This is a genomic window from Pseudomonas sp. E315, assembly GCF_055406205.1.
In genome coordinates this window covers 46,525-63,685 of the sequence record NZ_JBUZPJ010000008.1, presented here as the reverse complement: position 1 = coordinate 63,685, position 17,161 = coordinate 46,525, and the positions used below count along the sequence as shown (strand labels likewise).

The 17,161-nt window shown below is 54.3% G+C and carries 18 protein-coding genes and 1 pseudogene; 9 read left to right on the top strand and 10 right to left on the bottom strand.

Going from position 1 to position 17,161, the window contains the following annotated elements; all coding sequences use genetic code 11:
- Positions 1-2: 2 nt before the first annotated feature.
- The 8 genes from ACZRJQ_RS13130 to ACZRJQ_RS13095 all read right to left on the bottom strand — a co-directional run bounded on the left by ACZRJQ_RS13130 (position 3) and on the right by ACZRJQ_RS13095 (position 5,894).
- Positions 3-236 carry a TIGR03758 family integrating conjugative element protein gene (locus tag ACZRJQ_RS13130; protein ID WP_463978774.1) on the bottom strand — a complete coding sequence of 78 codons (234 nt, stop codon included), beginning with the start codon at positions 234-236 and terminating at the stop codon, positions 3-5.
- Entirely contained in the window at positions 233-568 is a 336-nt protein-coding gene (locus tag ACZRJQ_RS13125) for an integrative conjugative element protein, RAQPRD family (RefSeq protein ID WP_463978773.1), read from the bottom strand. Before ACZRJQ_RS13125 ends, ACZRJQ_RS13130 begins: the two co-directional genes overlap by 4 nt.
- Before the next feature lie 132 nt (positions 569-700).
- Entirely contained in the window at positions 701-1,117 is a 417-nt protein-coding gene (locus ACZRJQ_RS13120; RefSeq protein WP_463978772.1) for an integrating conjugative element protein, read from the bottom strand.
- Positions 1,114-1,671 (bottom strand): transglycosylase SLT domain-containing protein, encoded by a 558-nt coding sequence (locus tag ACZRJQ_RS13115; RefSeq protein WP_463978771.1) that lies wholly within the window; start codon positions 1,669-1,671, stop codon positions 1,114-1,116. Before ACZRJQ_RS13115 ends, ACZRJQ_RS13120 begins: the two co-directional genes overlap by 4 nt.
- A complete protein-coding gene (locus ACZRJQ_RS13110; protein ID WP_463978770.1) occupies positions 1,656-2,375 on the bottom strand; it encodes a TIGR03759 family integrating conjugative element protein in 720 nt (239 codons plus the stop codon). Before ACZRJQ_RS13110 ends, ACZRJQ_RS13115 begins: the two co-directional genes overlap by 16 nt.
- A gap of 350 nt (positions 2,376-2,725) precedes the next feature.
- A complete protein-coding gene (locus ACZRJQ_RS13105; RefSeq protein ID WP_463978769.1) occupies positions 2,726-3,286 on the bottom strand; it encodes a DUF2857 domain-containing protein in 561 nt (186 codons plus the stop codon).
- A gap of 49 nt (positions 3,287-3,335) precedes the next feature.
- A complete protein-coding gene (locus ACZRJQ_RS13100) occupies positions 3,336-4,676 on the bottom strand; it encodes a ParB family protein (RefSeq protein ID WP_463978768.1) in 1,341 nt (446 codons plus the stop codon).
- Between the two features lie 318 nt (positions 4,677-4,994).
- Positions 4,995-5,894 carry a LysR family transcriptional regulator gene (locus ACZRJQ_RS13095; RefSeq protein WP_463978767.1) on the bottom strand — a complete coding sequence of 300 codons (900 nt, stop codon included), beginning with the start codon at positions 5,892-5,894 and terminating at the stop codon, positions 4,995-4,997.
- Between the two features lie 676 nt (positions 5,895-6,570).
- Between ACZRJQ_RS13095 and ACZRJQ_RS13090 the strand changes: the two genes are divergently transcribed.
- From ACZRJQ_RS13090 to ACZRJQ_RS13050, 9 genes are all read left to right on the top strand, one after another.
- Positions 6,571-7,089 carry an Hcp family type VI secretion system effector gene (locus ACZRJQ_RS13090; protein WP_371057446.1) on the top strand — a complete coding sequence of 173 codons (519 nt, stop codon included), beginning with the start codon at positions 6,571-6,573 and terminating at the stop codon, positions 7,087-7,089.
- Between the two features lie 46 nt (positions 7,090-7,135).
- Entirely contained in the window at positions 7,136-7,525 is a 390-nt protein-coding gene (locus ACZRJQ_RS13085) for a hypothetical protein (RefSeq protein WP_463978766.1), read from the top strand.
- 126 nt (positions 7,526-7,651) lie between these two features.
- A complete protein-coding gene (locus ACZRJQ_RS13080; protein ID WP_463978765.1) occupies positions 7,652-9,973 on the top strand; it encodes a hypothetical protein in 2,322 nt (773 codons plus the stop codon).
- Positions 9,964-11,193 carry a hypothetical protein gene (locus ACZRJQ_RS13075; protein WP_463978764.1) on the top strand — a complete coding sequence of 410 codons (1,230 nt, stop codon included), beginning with the start codon at positions 9,964-9,966 and terminating at the stop codon, positions 11,191-11,193. The genes ACZRJQ_RS13080 and ACZRJQ_RS13075 overlap by 10 nt, the downstream gene beginning before the upstream one ends.
- 10 nt (positions 11,194-11,203) lie before the next feature.
- Positions 11,204-11,866, top strand: coding sequence for a DUF1266 domain-containing protein (locus tag ACZRJQ_RS13070; protein ID WP_463978763.1), 663 nt, complete (start codon positions 11,204-11,206; stop codon positions 11,864-11,866).
- A 147-nt stretch (positions 11,867-12,013) separates the two neighbouring features.
- Positions 12,014-13,198 (top strand): acyl-CoA dehydrogenase family protein, encoded by a 1,185-nt coding sequence (locus tag ACZRJQ_RS13065; protein WP_463978762.1) that lies wholly within the window; start codon positions 12,014-12,016, stop codon positions 13,196-13,198.
- Positions 13,192-13,863: a hypothetical protein gene (locus ACZRJQ_RS13060; protein ID WP_463978761.1), complete on the top strand. Its 672-nt coding sequence runs from the start codon at positions 13,192-13,194 to the stop codon at positions 13,861-13,863. The genes ACZRJQ_RS13065 and ACZRJQ_RS13060 overlap by 7 nt, the downstream gene beginning before the upstream one ends.
- The gene (locus tag ACZRJQ_RS13055) at positions 13,860-14,276 is read left to right on the top strand and encodes an NUDIX domain-containing protein (RefSeq protein WP_463978760.1); all 417 of its coding nucleotides are present in this window, start codon (positions 13,860-13,862) and stop codon (positions 14,274-14,276) included. Before ACZRJQ_RS13060 ends, ACZRJQ_RS13055 begins: the two co-directional genes overlap by 4 nt.
- A gap of 9 nt (positions 14,277-14,285) precedes the next feature.
- Positions 14,286-14,867 (top strand): HAD family hydrolase, encoded by a 582-nt coding sequence (locus tag ACZRJQ_RS13050; protein ID WP_463978759.1) that lies wholly within the window; start codon positions 14,286-14,288, stop codon positions 14,865-14,867.
- 446 nt (positions 14,868-15,313) lie between these two features.
- On the opposite strand, the pseudogene ACZRJQ_RS13045 reads toward ACZRJQ_RS13050, so the two are convergent.
- A pseudogene (locus tag ACZRJQ_RS13045) lies at positions 15,314-15,506 on the bottom strand (LysR family transcriptional regulator); the annotation flags it as partial.
- 249 nt (positions 15,507-15,755) lie between these two features.
- Entirely contained in the window at positions 15,756-16,985 is a 1,230-nt protein-coding gene (locus ACZRJQ_RS13040; protein WP_463978758.1) for a hypothetical protein, read from the bottom strand.
- Positions 16,986-17,161 lie beyond the last annotated feature (176 nt).

Here is a 17,161-nt window from a genome sequence, read left to right as displayed (position 1 = left end):
GTTCAGGAAAGCAGGAAGTACGTCAGTAGCAGGTACAAAGCGAAAAAACGCATGACCACTTCAAAAAACTCGCGTGTGCTTAACCGTTGTTCGACCCAAGCGTTGTAAGTCGAGCGGATTGCCCATGTGCCCCACAGCAGCAGCAGAACGAACAGCAGCGACAGCAGCAAATTGGCCATTTGTGCAGGCTTGAAACCGCCTTGCGCTTCAAAGGCTGTTAACTGAGCGGCAGTCATGGGGCAGGTTCATCGCGGTAATTACCCAGCAGTTGCTCAGGGTCGCGAGGTTGGGCCCGCTGCGGCGTCAGATAGCCCTCAATGCCCGCGCGTATGCGCTGCAGGTCTTGATGCAAACGCTCGTAATCAAAGTGATAACGAGTCGCGGGATGTGCGGCCAACACGGCGCTGTATTCACTCTGGCGTTCAAGCGCGTCGAGCTGGCGCAGTAGCTGGGCCAATTGGGTGCGTTCCAGAGCAGGCTCGTTGGCTCTGGCCACGTTGAACGGTGTGGCTGCCATCAGACTTAAACAGAGTGCTAACGAGCAGTGAGATATCAATCGTGGGTTCATGAACGCGCCGTCCAGAGTGATGACATGTCCCGATCATGGGTTGCTTGATGACAGGGTGCTGCAATCAATCGGAATGCCGTGGGCTCCGCGTTGTTGGGCGTATTGCAGCTTTGGCCTGATTCTTTTGCGGCGTTATTGTTCGATGGCAGTGGCGGTGATCAGCACGGGGTAGTGCTTTACGCCGATGCGCTCAGCCAGATCATCAGCGGCGACGGGTGCCAGTGTCAGCCCAGTGGCCAAACTACGTAAGTGCTCAAGGCCTGCGATTGAGTCAACGTGAACCACCAGCCCGACAGCCCTAAGGCGTTGCAGCACCTGCAAGCGCTTTTTAAGCCAATTGCGTGAACGCGCATCATCGCCGATCAAAAAAATGGCTGGCAGCCCTGGTGTTGAATGAAAACGGGCCTGCACTTGGCCCGGCGTCAGTGTTGTTGAGTTCACCGGCAGCATGTCGGCTTCGCTATAGCGAGTGGTCCGGGGCTCAACTGCAACAACCGTGAAGCTAGACAGCGCCAGCGCCACAAATGTAACGAGGCATAAAGGGTTCATGGTCGGCTACCTGTGGTGGATGAAGGTGAGTACAACCGGGCCAAATGCTTGCGCACACTGCGCCGATACTTGGCCGCGGCGGCACCGCCTGCTGGGCGATGATAGCGGCCAATGGCAGGGAGCCAGCTTTCACCGGCCCGGCGCTGTTCACGCAGGAGGGTCGTGGCAATGGTCAGGTTGAGATACGGGTTCAGCAACTCGCAAGGGTGTTGATAATGGCGTCGCTGATGACCGAGGTTTATCTGGGCCAAGCCCACGTCAATGCGTTTTGCCGCATGTTGTCGCAAGGCCATGAGCAGTGCAGAGCAGGCCTGCCTGCGGGTTGCGTAGTAACGTGCAGTGCCCGCAACGTTGAGCGTCCACGGCCAAGGCGCGTGACGTTGGCGTAGCCTCAGACCGCTTTCCTGAAGGGCAACGGCGTACAGAACAGTGGCGGGAACACCGCCCTGACGGCCCGCCAGTTGATAGGCAATGGGTATCTGCGCCCACGATGCGGTAACAGCAAAGCTCACGATTAAAGCCAGTGCCCAGCGCACTCTTATTGACGTTGCCATTGCCCGCTCACTTGGCGTACCAGCGCAGGCAGTGGCCCCGGCAAACCAAGGGACAACCAAAGACCGTCGTCATGGTTGAGTGTGATGACCCGTTCGTGAACCTTGATCGGATCAATACCGGCCAGACGTGCCCATTGGCGCACCTTGAAATCGTCTTGATCGCTGTCTACCAGATAGAGATCAAACGCAGTGGCTTGCGCCTGCAAGCCTTTGACTTTTTGCACGCAGAGCGGGCAGTTGGCTTTAACAAATAACGCAGGTCGGTCAGTGCGACGGGAGCGTTGAACACTGTCCAATTCAGGGGCAGTGTCAGGCAGGCTCACGGGTAGCAGATCCGGAAACTGCTTTTGCCAGGCCGTATCGTAGGCGCGCTGGTAAACCAGCAGTTTTTGTACTCGACGTGACTCGGCTTGAACTTGCAACTGGGCATAGTGCTGACGCTCAGCGTCTGATTGCGCCTCAATGCCTAGCGCGCTGAGCGGGTCAAGATGGGGGGAGTAAACGCCGAGCGGGCCTTGCATCAACTGTTGGTAACGCGTCCACTCCTCAGGTGTGAGCGCCCAACTGCGGGCCAGCGACTCATTTGACAGCGGGGCAGTGGTCACGGCCTGCACCCTGCTGATGCCTTCGCACAAGCCTTGCGTCTGTGCGCTGGCGTCAGGCACGAGCAGCCTCAGCGCCGCGAGTAGCAATAAACGAGTCATGAGGTTCTCCGCAGGGGCCGTTGAAACGGTAAGGCTGATCCTGCACCGTGGTCTGTGCGCGCACATCCTCAAGGGTGTAGCGCCCGTGCCGAATAACGCGCAAGGCCGGAGGGTTAGCCACCGGTTGCGAGGCGCAAGGGAGGGATGTCGTACAGCCGCTGGCTGACAGGGCGAGACCTGTTACGAGAAGGTAGGGCAGCGAGGCGTGCATAGTAGGCTTCCGGTTAAGTTCGCGACCCAGCGTGGCAACGTCACGCGCCATCCTCAGCAAACAATGCGTCAGGGTTTGTTTCCGCTATCCGGTGGCCTATCCCCCGGGGATATTTTCCGAGGGCTGAGCATTAATCGCGTCAGAGCAGGCCTTGGGTGATCCAACTGTGCAGCGTTGCCCAGATGACCGAGGCCGGGTGCCCCAATTGTTCGGCCAGTTCAAGGGTGCGCTCAAGCAGAGCCATGTCATCGTCAAGCGCAATCCATTTGGCTTTGAGAGCCGCTTTCCAGTGATGCCATAGCCCTGAGTCTTGTGTTTCAGTGAGCACTGGGTGACGGCCCTTGCGCTTGGGTAATCCCAAAATCGTGCGGCGCAGCGCTACTTCCTGATGCGTCAGCCCATAGAAATTGCTGATCATTTCGGTGCTGGCGCCCAGACGCAACATGCGGTCGATCGTGGTGATCTCTTGCTCTACATCTTGCGCCTGACTTAACAAGCGCTGCAAAACATCACGGTTAACACTGACAGTGCACCAAGGGACGCGCGCATTGAGCAATACGCTGACCAAATCAGGTTGTTTGAGCGCAGCCAAGCCATCCTCGTCAAACCCCATTGCCTTGCAACGGCGTAGTTGCCCGGTGCGTAGGTCGTGCAAAGCTTGGGCAATCACCGCTTGATTCAATGGGTGAGGTAGCGCCATACGGTACTCCCTGATGTTTAGGGCAAAGTTGATGGGAAGGTGTGAGACGTTAGGTGCGCTCAAGTTCGAACAACCGGCGGGCCAGTTGAATAAGACGAAACAGTTTGATCAGACTGTCATCGCTCAGCCTTGTACTGTCGGTAGAGCACACGCCTACCAGCAGTGAGCGCAGTGTGTGTGAGGTCATGGCCTGGCAGTGTTCCGCGCTGAGCATTTGCAACAGTTGCAGGTTGGGAGCACTGCTCTGTCGACAGCAAAAGCCAATCCCTGTGGGTGTCGCTTCAATGTAGTCAGCCTCGTGCGTTGAGGCTGCGATTTGCGCAGCAAGCTGAGCAATCAGCACACGCAGGTCAGAGGCAGAGAGGGTGGCGTCGACGTTATGCCAGAAGTCTGATAGGGCATGCCAATGTTCAGGTCGAGGCACTGAGCGCGTGGCCTGTGTGTCTTGTGACTGGCTGCAAGGCTTTTGAGTGGTTCTTGAGGTTAATTGAGGTTTGACAGGGGTCGCGATTGCGGCACCTGTGGCCGCGGGCTGTTGCAGTAGCGCGGCTTGGCGTCGTTCTATGGTGTTCATGTCCAGCGCAAGCCAGTCGTAATCGACGCCGAGCCATTCACTCATCTGGCCAATCAACTCGTCCTGAATACGTATCAGAGAGAACGCACGCATATCAGTGTCGAAAGTTTGCAGCACTTCATGAAACACGGTGGAAAAGGCTGTTTTGGGTGAGGCGTTTTTTGCATGTAATCTCCACGCACGTTCGCCAGCTTTGCGCAGCATCACCAAGCGTTCCACTTGATGACGGCCCAGGCCGCTGTACAACACATTGGGGAGTACGGGCAGCAAAAACTGCACTGCCTCGCGCATGCGGCTGATATGGGATTGTTGTATCGGGTAGCCATCCAGGCTCAGACGGCGGGCGAGGCCAACCTGCGAGATAGGAGCGCCGCTTTCCTGTTCGTAAAGTTGTCGTGCTTTCTCTACACCCAGTGCCCGCTCAATAAAGCTCAAGCTTCCGTGCAGTTCGTTCTCAGCCAGATGCCCGGTTAACGCCACAATCTCCCCGCGGGCTGGCCAAGGTCTGAACCTGCAGGCGATGCGGAAAAACTGCTCGTCACGCGTTTCGGCCCACAGTTCGTGCAAGATCTCCAAGCGAGTATTGCCCCCATTGCGGATGATGTAGAACGCCTCGCCGGGGCGGCGCGTAATGGCGGGTGGTGAATCTAACCCGCGCTCACGAATCGACAGTTTGATGTCGTCGTACAGTGGGTTACGAGTGACCCTAGGATTTAGCTCATAAGGGCGAAGTTGCTCCAGCGTTACCACCAACGGTATGTCGGTCAGTCGGGTGAGCGCGGCCTTGTTGAGTAACTCATCAGGCGGGATGCTCATCGGTCTTTCTCCCATCGACCTTGGCAACCGATATTCGTCACGGAGGCGACAACTCAAAGGCCAAGGCGCAAAAATCAGAACTCTTGTTTTCACCTATACGAACGCGACAGCAAACAAGGTAGCAAGACGCATAAGGTTGACTGCCAAACAGGGTGATCATGCTGTCGCGAGGGTGCCTATTGGGTCTGGGGTCAGACCTCAGAGGTCTGTTGATGTTTTCAGGCATGCGCACGCGCGGGCACACAATAAGCGGCATCAACGGCTTTAGGGTTAGATACTGCAAGTCTGAGATCAGCTTTTATAAGTCTCGGAAACAGCCTAAGTGCATGGCTGAGCAGCAAGGGCCAATGCGCGTGCGATAAACCGTGCCAAATGGGGCTTTGGCTCATGCGCAGCACGCAATAAATAGGTGGTGAAGGGCGTTACAGCACAGGCCAAAGGTCGTATCACCACATCGCTCGATTGGTAGATCGCAAGCTTCTCAGCACAACCCAAACCCACGGCATAGCCCGCTGAAACCAAGGTCAAAAGCATCTCTTGGCTGACAGCACGCCCAATCACTTTTGGCTGAGCATTGATCGTGCTCAGTAGCGTGGCGACATGTTGATACAAGCCTGCTTGAGCTTCGCAATGGAACAGCACCAAGGGATAGCTCACGACTAAATCCAGCGGTATGTGCTTGTGCTCCAGCAAAGGATGGCGTGATGGAACGGCGACGGCCAGCGGTGTGTGCCAGAGTGCTTGCGCGCAGAGTCCGTGGCCAATGGCTGCGGAACACGAAAGCCCTGCATCAAAAAGATCGTGTTTGAGCCCTTTGATTTGTAAGGCCAGAGGCACCTCTGACAACTGAATTTCAACCTCAGGCTCTTGTGCTCGAGAGCACGCGAGCAGGGTGGCCAGCCGCTGCACCAGAAGCCCGTCAGACAAGGCGATGCGCAGCGTTGCGCTAAATCCCGAGCGTGCTGCGAGCACCCGATTGTTGGCTTGTTCAACGGCGATGAATATTCGCGGTGCGGCTTCCAACAACGCATGGCCAGCCGTTGTCAGTTGTGTGCCGTTTATGCCCCGTCGATCAAAAAGCCGAGTGCCAAAGTGCGTTTCTAAATCTTTTATCGTGCGCGACAGTGGGGACTGTTCGATATGGAGCCGCTGCGCCGCACGCGTAAAGTGGAGTTCTTCGGCTACGGCCAGGAAGCAACGCAGATGACGTAAGTCCATGGTTAATCCCGAGGCTACAGGGTCAGGCAGGGCGCTATCACGCTCGTTTAAGAGACCGGCAAAGCGCGATGGTTGAGCAAACAGCATGGCATTGAATGCCATGCTCTCGAAGCGACTAAAAAGTCTGAGACCTAAGCATCAGGGCTGTCGCACTATGTTTTGTAGGACATTGAGCTGAACACAAAAGATGCTCTTAACCATCAATGCCGCGAAGAAAGGTTTTTTACCTGAAAGAAACTGTTGTAAGGCCGACATTAGGTTTACAGATATTTGAGACGAATCTTACGGATGGTTGAGTGCAAAGCTGGCGCTTAAAATGATGCTTACTTTCAATGTTCTTGACTTTTATGATTTTAATTATTGGGTTTGTTTGTTTTTGGTAGTTGCGCAACTTCTTGCGCACTCAAATGTGGATAACCGTGTGGATACATGGCTGTAAGTCATGGTTTACGTTCTGTACAGACGAGTGCGCAACTTCTTGCGCACCACTGCGCAAGAAGTTGCGCACTTTTTTGCTGTTTCCGACCCTCTACCTCGCCTTAACTGTGAGGTTGTTAGGCTAACTGATTGATATACATAGATTTTTAAATAGTTGGCACAAACATTGATTACCAACTTGCTACCCGGCAGGCGATTTTGCCTGTTGGGCTTCACTTTTCAAGCAAGGAACGCATCAATGGCTACTCCAGCGTACATGTCGATTACGGGCACTAAACAGGGTCTGATTACTGCCGGTGCTTTCACCGCCGATTCGGTCGGTAATACCTATCAAGAAGGTCATGAAGACCAGGTCATGGTTCAGGGCTTTAGCCACGAAGTGATCATCCCTCGCGACCCGCAGTCGGGCCAGCCGACCGGTCAACGCGTTCACAAACCGGTGAAAATCACCAAGGTGTTCGACAAGTCCTCGCCGCTGCTGTTGGCAGCACTGACGTCAGGCGAGCGTCTGACCGAAATCACCATCGAGTGGTACCGCACTTCGGCGGCGGGCACCCAAGAGCACTACTTCACCACCAAACTTGAAGACGCGATCATCGTCGACATCAAGGACTACATGCACAACTGCCAGGACCCTTCCAACGCGCACTTCACCCATCTGGAAGATGTGGAATTCACCTACCGCAAAATCACCTGGACGCACGAAGTGTCCGGTACTTCGGGTTCCGATGACTGGCGTGTGCCGGTGGCTGGCTAAAGCTCACCTTGCAAATTGAATGTACATAACACCTAACGGACGACTTATGAAAACCAAGCTTTCAACCTTGTTACTGGCAAGTGCCTGCTCATTTTGTACGTTTGCTCAGGCTGAGGTGCCAGACCCGGCGAACCTGAAAAATATTTATGACACCAGCCGTTCCATGTCGGGGTTGATCACTTATTGCGTGGACAAAGGGCTTTTAAAAGCAAGCAGCCTCGATGATGCCAAGAAGATGGTTGCTTACGTTGAAAACATGCCGGCTGAATTTGATAAAAGTGCCGGCGATGAAATGGAAAAAAATGGCCGGCTAGGAAAAATAAGCACCAGCGACGGAACACTCACACGCATTGAAACGGCTCCTCAAGGGCTTGAAGCATGGTGTAAAGGTGCTGACGAAGGCTTGCGTCAAGGGTTGGAGTCATTCGGCCAATAAGCCTAAACCTCGGGTGCGCTGATGGTCTAACCCGGCAATACAGCCGCCCTGCGTTCAGGCGCAGTGGCGGTTATACGGAATTCAAGGCGGTGACAGGCGCCGTACTGCCAGCAAATGGAGTTGAATGTGGCACATCTGAACAGCGTCATGACGGGCATCGAACTGGAACAGTTGATGGATCGTCTCGAAGCAGAATGTCAGGAAAATGATGCACAGGCCTTACTGACGAGCTTACGGGCTCAACCGCTTAAAGCGGACTCAATGGATTCGGTCGATCGTTTGCACGTTTTGTGGATGAACGCGGGCGACTCGCAAGCTGCCCAAGCGGTTCTGGAGCAAGATGCTCCGGTGATACTTGAGGCGTTGCCGGTCTCAGAACGCTCTGAGCCGGCAATGAATCTGGCGATTATGCGCCTGCGACTGGCTAACTTTTTGGAGGACGAGCCCACGCTGTTGGCGGTGCTTGAAACGCTGCATGAGAGGGTGGCTCAACCCCTGGAATTTGACGTCGAGTATTACCGCCAGCACCACACATTTGACGACATCGAGTACGCCGGTGTTGAAGTGGCCTTGAAGGCCATCGACGTGCGCGCTGCACTGGCCAACGCCATTTCTGAGCGTCGCGCTCTTCGTGCATGGGATTTGGCAGATCAGTATCAGCGACGTGCGCGGGTGCTGGCTCGTAACAATCGTGATGAAGAGGCTCGTACTGCTGCTTTGCAAGCCGTGGCCGCATTACGTTCGGCAGGGCCGGATCAGGACATCGATGCAGGCGACTGGATGTGGTTGGGAGGGGCGTTAATTGAAATCATCCCGTTGCGTCTGGCCATGTTTGAACAGCCGGTTGCGCACCTGACGGCTGGGTTATCTGTGCCAGTGCAACGCGAATGGGAAGTGCGCATGGCCCGACTTGCGGCCCGGGCCCTTTACGCGCAAGGCAACCTTGCCAAGGCGCTTGAAATTTGCTCTGTAGCGACTCTGTGTCTGGATTGCGATGGCAGCAATAACTTCATCCACTACCAACTGCCTTGGTTGATGGAAAGTGGTGACCTTCAAGCGGCTGGTCGCCGAGCCTTTACTGATGTTTATTTTCAGTTTGAAGACATGTGGCCAGGTACTGCAAACCTGATCCACGAGCGTCTGCAAGACCTTGAGGATCAACAAGTATGGTGGCCACTGTGCGTAATGCGCGCCTGTATCAGGCCTGACGTTCTGCAGGCTTTGCTTTCTGGGCTGACACCTGTGGATGCCAGCGCAACCACGCCGTTGTTGGAGGCTTTGCATCTGGCAGCTGCCAACCCAGGCAACTACGACAACCTCTATGCACAGGCTCGGGCTGAGGCGCAACGACGCGGGCCGCAGCACCCTTGGTTTATAAGGCTTGCAGCTGTGCATGATGGCGATGCAGGACTGATTGATGCTCCCACACAATTAGCCTTGTTACTGCAGGCCATTGAGGCCGGTGGGTTGCATGACTTTCGCACCGCCAACAGTCTGTTTGACGCTCGCCTGCAAGTTTACGGGGTCGTCGGCGCGCTGAAACAACCGATGCCAATGCTTGCCAGTGGCAAGGACGCCTACAATCACGCGATCACGTTTGAAGAGACTGCCGCAAAAACAATACAAGCCTTACCGGAAGGGGACAAGGACGACGCTTATATTCTGCTGGCAGAGGTGCAGCGTGCTATCTACGAGCAAGGGCTTGCCCATATGGAGCGATATTTCGCCACGGGTGTTGGTCACCCCTTTGACGCCTGCGCTCACTTGTATTCGATGCTCTGCAACAACTTGGCGATCAAGTACCGCTACGCCCACAATCGCAACCTGAATAACGAAGCCATTGCTTTACACAGGCGCGGCCTCGACGCCAGCCCATTTGCCGAGCACCACAACGGCATTCTGGATGCGCTTGATAATCTGCATGATCATCCCGGCATTATCGAGGCCGGTGAACAGCTCTGGCACTATGCGAATGAGTTCGGCTACAGCCGTCATGACCCGGACGATTACGTTGGCCGTGTGATCTTTGCCCTGTACTCAGAAGACCGTATGGGCGAGATTTTGATCTGGATCGAACGCCTGTTCAAATGGCAGGCGCAACAAGGTATCAGTGATTATCAACTGAGTGTTTGGTCGGTGTTTACCCGCCTGGATATAGCGCGATTTATCGCCACCACCTATCCCGAAAATGCGGATGCCCTTTGGCAGCGCTATGCGCCGTTTGTAAACACGTTGAACGACGGCTCACTCACGCTTAGTGCCGCCAAGATGCTGGAGGCATTGGGGCGCAAGGCTGAGGCAATTGATTACTACGAGCGTGCGATGGCGATAGGCCCCAAAGATGAGGATCCCCTCGTCATTGATGCCCATGACATTGCCAAGACTCTTCAAAAGCTGAGAAGCGCCGAGAGCGCTGTCACCAAAAGTTGGTGGCAGATATGGAAGTAAATCCATTGCCCGGCAATACCGGTTATGCCCCTCGCAATGCGCTGAATGCTGATGCGCTCAAACGAGCGATTACAGCGCGCAGTCAGGCGAGGGGCGACGCCGAGCCAGTTCGAAGCTGGCTGCTGAATCATTTTTATCGCCACTTGGTGAGCAACTTCGAGCCTGCTCGGCGTATCCATGACGTGCAGGATGCCGCGGCGTTACAAGGGGGAGCGCCGTTGCCGCCATGGTTAATTCGCCATTTCGACAACGCAGATAAACAAACGCATCATCCTGCGGGCGCACCGCTAGTATGGGTCGACCCCAGCCACCCCAAGGTTGTGGAGCAAGAAGCCCTTTTAGTCGAGTTTCTAGGTTCACGCCAAGGCACGGCGCTGGAAGGCAAGCTTGATCGCATCAATTGCCCTCAAGCCTTGGAGCTGTGGCAAAAAGAACATGCGCAGATGGCCGTTCGTGCCGAGCAAGGCTGGCGCAAGAGTCAGCCAGAAGCTTTACGCGTTGCAGTGACGTGTGCCGACCATACATGGGTTGAGTTTGTGCCCGAATGCCCACAGCTGCGCTCAGAAATGGCTTTTGAAAGTTATGTAATGCGCCATTGCCTAGGGCAGTTCGCCAACCGCAAGGCACTGGACGGCGGTTATGGCGAACGTTACGCACAGGCGGTCGAGCAGGGGCACATGCGGGTCTTCAGCCTGCGCGATGCTCAAAATCAGCCGCACATTACTGTCAGCATCACGCTACAAAACAATGGCGCATTGACTGTCGATCAAGTCAAAGGCAAGCAGAACCGCCCACCCATTGAGCGTTATTACACACCCTTGCTTGCCTTACTCAATGCTGTGGGCACGGATGAGCAAACACCTGCTGACTGCATTGCCATCGCAATTGTGCGCACACAAGCCGGGTGGCTACGGCTTGAAGATGTCACTGACCCGAGTGCTCAGACCCGTTTGGTAGCCCTTTACCCGCAACTGTTTTCGCGCCTTCAGTCCCCTTCGGCGATGGTCGAATGGCTGGTGGCTGCCCGGCAGCCTGAGCTGTTAACGCAGGTTGCCCCCAAAGCGGCTTCAGTGCGATATGCGGCTCGTCACATCCTCAACGCTGCGCGTACTCCAGGGTTGTCGGACGAGCATCACTACAGAACCGAGGGCATACAGTGGGTCGATATGTCATCGACGCAGGCAGCCGACCTTCTGCACTGGCAAACACGAACCCGATGAGGCATTTGGCATGACAGCGATTGTGATTTTCCTGCTTATCTTTTTGGTGTTGTGGTTAGTCATACGCCCTCGCACGGGTGTTGAGCCCATTCAGCGTTTTAGCGAGCGCAAACACTGGGCGTTGTCGTTGGCAGAGCCGATGGTCAATGCCATTGGCATGACAGGCTTCTATGACCCCGCCACACATTGCTTTGAGGATAAGAGCAAAGCGTTCTTCAGGGCGCCGCTGTTGCATCAAATGGGCTATCGCAATCAGGCGAGCGATGCACAAATACGCGAGCACTTGACCTCCATGCTCGAACGTCAGTGGTTTCGCTTTGATCTTGACCAACTGGGGCACACCGATGACCCACGTTCAGCTATGGCATTTGCTTGCGTGCGCACGGCTTTTCTAGTCCGTTGCGCGATGCTGTTCGATTGGCTGCCTCCCGAAACAGGCTGGCGCATCCTGCTGCTTAATGCGCAGCGTGCACAAGACTGCTTCAACAGCTGGAATGAATTGGGTCAAGCCTTCATCACAGGGCGTCAGCAGTGGGTTCTGGCTTTCAGAGCAGACCCATTGGGTGGTCACTTTGACGACAACAGCCTGACCTTGTTGCAAACACCCCAAAAAGGCGCATGGAGCGGGTTGCCTTGGCATGAACTGCCAGCCATGAATCCAACAACGGGTTAACAGCCGCCTCAGCACAGCGAGTGACGTACAACCATAACTCCCCCCCTTTTCAGGTCGGGGGCCAGACCTGAAAGGTATTTGTGGCAGGTGGGCAGCAGGTGTAGAAAACATAGCGTCTTCTCTGACTCATTAAGCACGGAGCCTTTTATGGCTTTTCTTTGTGAATCGACGCTTTCCCGTCTTTTTGACCCCGGCACCTGCGCCCGAATGTCCGAGTGCTTCCAAGCGCTTGAGGGCACATCTGACTTTCATTCGCCGGTGGTTTGGCGCTCTCTGATTCCCGAGCTTTGTCAGTTGGATTTCTCTGATCACTGTGGTCGCAGCCCCATATGCAGTGCCGAAAAAATGATGGAAATATTCCGTTTTTTTGGTGCCTTGAGTCTTGATCTGCGCGATGTTCCAGGGCTCGGTCATGGGCGTATTTTGAGCGTGGTGAAGGGGCATTCATTCCATGAGGCCCTGCAAAGCATTGCATCTGGCCGAAGTTTTGCTGCGGTGTGCATTACCGAAGCTTGCGCAGGTTCAGATTTACACGCCTTGCAAACGACAGCGACGCGCGAGCGAGACGGTTACAGGCTTGAGGGGAGCAAGCAGTTCGTCTCACGCCTGCGACAGGCAAACCTTTACATCGTGTTTGCCAACGTCCCGGACTTGGCCCGTGGGCTGAGCGTCTTTCTGGTACCTGCTGGCGCAAAAGGGGTTGTGATTCGTGACATTCCCTCATTGGGCTTGCACGGTTGCTCGTGGGGCGCGCTGGAACTCAATGAGGTGTTTGTCCCCAAATGCCATCGCGTGGGGGGTGAGGGCCAAGGGTTTAGTCTGTTTACAACGCACTTTTCATTTTGGCGGTGTTGCGTGGCGGCTACCGCGATAGGGGCTGCGCAAACGGCGCTTGATCATGTCAAAGAGCGCTTGCAGACCCGCCACGCGTTCGATGGCCCCATTGGTCGTTTCACCCATCTTCAGCAGGCATACGCCCAGCATGCCGCTCATCTACATATGGCTTGGTTGTTAGTGCAAAGCGTTGCGCAACGGCTGGATCGGCATCTCTACAGCTATGTCGATGCGGCGATGGTCAAAGCCGAAAGCGTAGAGGCGGCGATTGCGGCTGTGCAGTGGGCCATGTTGGTTCACGGAGCGCAGGGGTATGTGGCGGATAACGGTCTGGGGAAAGTATTGAGCGATCTGCTGGGACTCAGGATTGCTGACGGTACGTGCGATGTGCTTCGAGGTCAGGTGGCACGTGGGCTGCTGGGTGAAAGTCTGTACAGCCAATCTTTGGGTCGTTATGCAGGCCCTCAATCGATGATAAGGGAGCGCCAGCTATGGTAGTAAATGAAGCGATGACGTTGTGGGAGGCCGAGCGTTTAGGCTTGGTCACTTTTGCCGAGAACGTCAGCATCAGCGAACAGGTGATGTTTATTCCAACCGAAGACAATGGCCTCAGTTGTGGCATGGTCACCCTTGGCGACAGGGTGTGTATCCGGGCTGGTGCTGTGGTGTGTTCAGGGGTTGAGATTGGAGCCGGTACGGTGATTGGTCATCAGTGCGTGATTCGCGCAGGTGTAAAAATCGGCTGCGACAGTGTGATCTCACATCTGGTGTGTATCGAACGGGATGCACAGGTGGGTAATCGGGTGCGTATTTCAGCGCTTACTCATATCACTGGCGGCTGCATCATTGCAGATGACGTGCAGATTGGCGCCCGTGTTGTCACCGTCAATGACAATGAAATGCGCTGGCGGGACGGGGAGAGCTTGTGCGCGCCGCGAATGCTCAAAGGCTCTAAAATCGGCAGCGGCTGCACATTGTTAGGCCATGTCACGATTGGAGAGGGCGCCTTTATTGGGGCCGGATCAGTAGTCACACGTGATATCGGCGCCAACAACCTGGCCTATGGCAATCCGGCTTACGTACAAGGCGAAGCGCCCTCTCAGGGCTGGCGAGCGGGCGCGAGCCTAAAAGGCACTTCGAGCACTGGGGGGCGTTTGTCATGACCACCATCGGTGTATTTGCTTCAATTTTTAATCAGACGGGTGAGGTGCTGTGTGTGAGGCGCAATTACCCTCCCTATGGCTGGACCACCCCAGGTGGCCGACTTGAAGACAACGAGTCTCCTGAAGATGGGGTGGTTCGCGAGGTTTTGGAGGAGACGGGCTACCACGTGATCGTCGAGCGACTTGTGGGCATTTATTGCGCGCCTCATAAATCGGATCTGGTGATTTCTTTCGTGTGTTCGATCAGCGAACGGGGGCCGTGGGCGCCTGATGGTGAAATTGCTGAAGTGGGGTTCTTCTCTCTGGATGCGCTGCCACAGCCGATGCGGGTGAATACACAAGTGCGAATCGCAGATGCCGAAGCCGGGGAACAGGGTATTTTTCGAACATTTAGCGCAACCGAACATGGGTAGGACTCAGCCATGCCCCCACTCATTTGTTTTGACTTGGGTAACGTGCTTGTACGGCTAAAGGCCCATGCGCGCTTTGAGTCAGAACTGCAGAAAAAGGAGTATCAGCGCCTCACTCAGTTGTACGGTCTGGGGGCATTGGAGTCGACAGTGTTTTTTACGGCCCTAGAGCACCTGTTTGAATGGACTTGGAGCTTGTCAGACATTGAGTCATGGTTTGTTCATCAACGCATTGAAGGCTTACAACCGGGCGCAGCAGCATTGCTTGGCCAACTGCACGACAAGGGCTACACATTGGCACTGCTTTCAAATATTAATGCCTGCCATTGGGGGTATTTGGAGCGCTTTGGTGTATTCAAATTATGCGATTTCAGATTGCTGTCTTTTGAGCAGCACTGTGCCAAACCCGATGTGCAGTTCTATACACGGCTTGAAAGGTTGAGTGGTTTTGCGGGAGCGCAGATTATTTTTTTCGATGATTTGGCACAAAACATCGAAGCTGCCAGGCGCTTGGGGTGGGTCACGTGCCAAGTAAGTCCAGACACGGCGATTGATGAAATTCGTGCATTTTTGCTCAAGCGTGATGTGCTCTGACGACACGTATTATTTCTGTTTGCTCTTTTGCACATACCCCTTTAATGCGTAATGAACCCACTGTGTAACGCTCATGTGCAACGGATGAGCCATCGTTTGTGCGGTGTTGTAAAGTTCTTGCTCAAGGCATATATGGCGCGAACTGACTGTGGGTTCGCTGAGGGAGGTTATGAGGTAATGATCAACGGCATCTTTAAATGCGCTGTACAGTTGCGCGGCAGTTTGCCCTTTGTAGCTGATGAATGGGCGCAAAAAAATCAGTTTCCCGAACAGCACGTTATCCGTCGTGTTGAGTTCAATCGAGCCATAAAAACCTTTGTAGTGCAGTTGGTCTGTTCTTTGTTCAATCACCGGCTCAATCGCCCGTTTTAACCCAGACTCGACGCCCTGAATGACGTGCTGTTTGGCTTCATTAAGCGCAGCCAATACATTCAAGCTTTGTTCTTTAAAAATGTGCCCGGCAACCGTGAGCTCCAAACTTCGGCAATTACGTTTTAGCAGGGGGACGCCTAAGTCATCTTCCAGACACTTTATTGCCCGAGACAAAGGTGACTGCTCAATGTGGACGCGTTTAGCAGCCCGGGTAAAGTTCAGTTCTTCGGCAACAGCCAAAAAATATCGCAGATGCCTGATTTCCATAGTTATCACCTGGGTCGGAGGACGAAAGGGTCTAAATGCAGGTTTGTTGTAGGTGAAGGGAGTTTTGTCATGTTGAAAATGGCGTGTCTGTAGGTTTGGTCCGCATCTGGCAGGGATATTTCGCTGGATGTTTAAGATTAAACCTTGCCCCATGTGTGGTGAGCGCAACCCTCTGGTCACGGGCCAAGTCGCCAGAAATTAAAGCTGCCGACGGATAGAGCTCCTTCGGCAGCCATTGTTACCCGCACATCAAAAGTAATATCCAATATTGACGTTCGTGCGGTAGTACCACTTATTACTTCCGCTCGACTGTGTGTTGGTGAAGCCTGTACCGTTTTCTGCTCCGCCAAATGGGTTGGCATTTTGTGCCCAAGTCAGGTCAATCCAGCCCATGACGGGCATCGCCAGAAACTGCATACCGACGGTGTACATTTGCGAGTCATCCCAACCGCTCTTGTCTTTCATCATGCGGCTGTAATCGTTGTACAGCTTGATCTTCTTTAGTTGTCCCAACTGAGGTGTGGGGATGTCGTAGCCAATATTGAGCGAGGCAATGGTGGCTTTGGAGGCGATCAAATAGGCAGGGGTCAGGCCATTGGCGCCCATTAGCACTGAGTCTTTACTGACACCTGCCGGGTTTTTAGGATCATACGCATAGCGAATGCCTTGAGTGGTCACAGTCCACTGGCCAGCATTGATGATGGCGTGAACGCCGCCGCCCCAGTAGTCGCCGTTGTCTTTGGTGGTGGCGTTATACAATTCGGCGGTTGCTAGCGATGCACCCACTTCGGCTTTCCAGCCATTGTTAGTGAAGGTTCGCGCAACCCGGGCATTGAGCTGGTTGCGTTTTTCATTGTTCTGAAGCGATTGCGTGAAGGGGATCGCATTGTCCTTGAGGTCGGCGTAGCGCCCAACTTCCGGCGAGTAGCGGATGTCGGAAGGCAGCATGCGCGCAAAGTAACCGAGTTGCAGGTCCCAATCCTGATCCTTGTAGCTGTACTTCAAGCCTGAGCCTGCGCTAACACCGTAACCCATAAAAAAGGGCAGGTGATAACTCCAGCCAAATTGTGGGTAGGGTTCCACGCCGAACGGTTTGAGCGGCGCGCCCAGTTGTATATTTGATTGGCTGTTCAGCTGATAGCCTACAAAGCCACGATCAATAGAGCGCTTGCCGTCATCTTGAAACCAATAGCCCACATCACTGAACAGGTTTTTGTGACTCGCCTGTATATCAACGCGAAAAGTATCGAACAGCAATCGACTATTATTTTGTGTGGTCTCCCAATGTTCGTCACGGTAGTTAATGCGCAAAGCACCGCCGATATCCAAACGGGTATCGCCATCATCACTGCGCCAGGCAATATGCGGAAACGGCTTTTTAACGGTCGCCGGTGCTGCTGATACAGCAGGGCCTGTTTCACTTGCGAAACTTATGACGCTCCAGAACATTAAGCCCAGACATGCTACGGATTTTTTCATGTTGGTTTTCCCTGCAAAGTTGAGCACTGCAAAGTGATGGGCAACACTTTTACGCTTGCCTATAAAGTGGCAATAGGCAGGTGGTTAAGGCGTTGCTGATTTAAAGTGCTTTTTATATTCGCTGTTTCGTAGGTAATACAGCGTATTAATGATGGATTCAGGGTTGATAAAGCAGG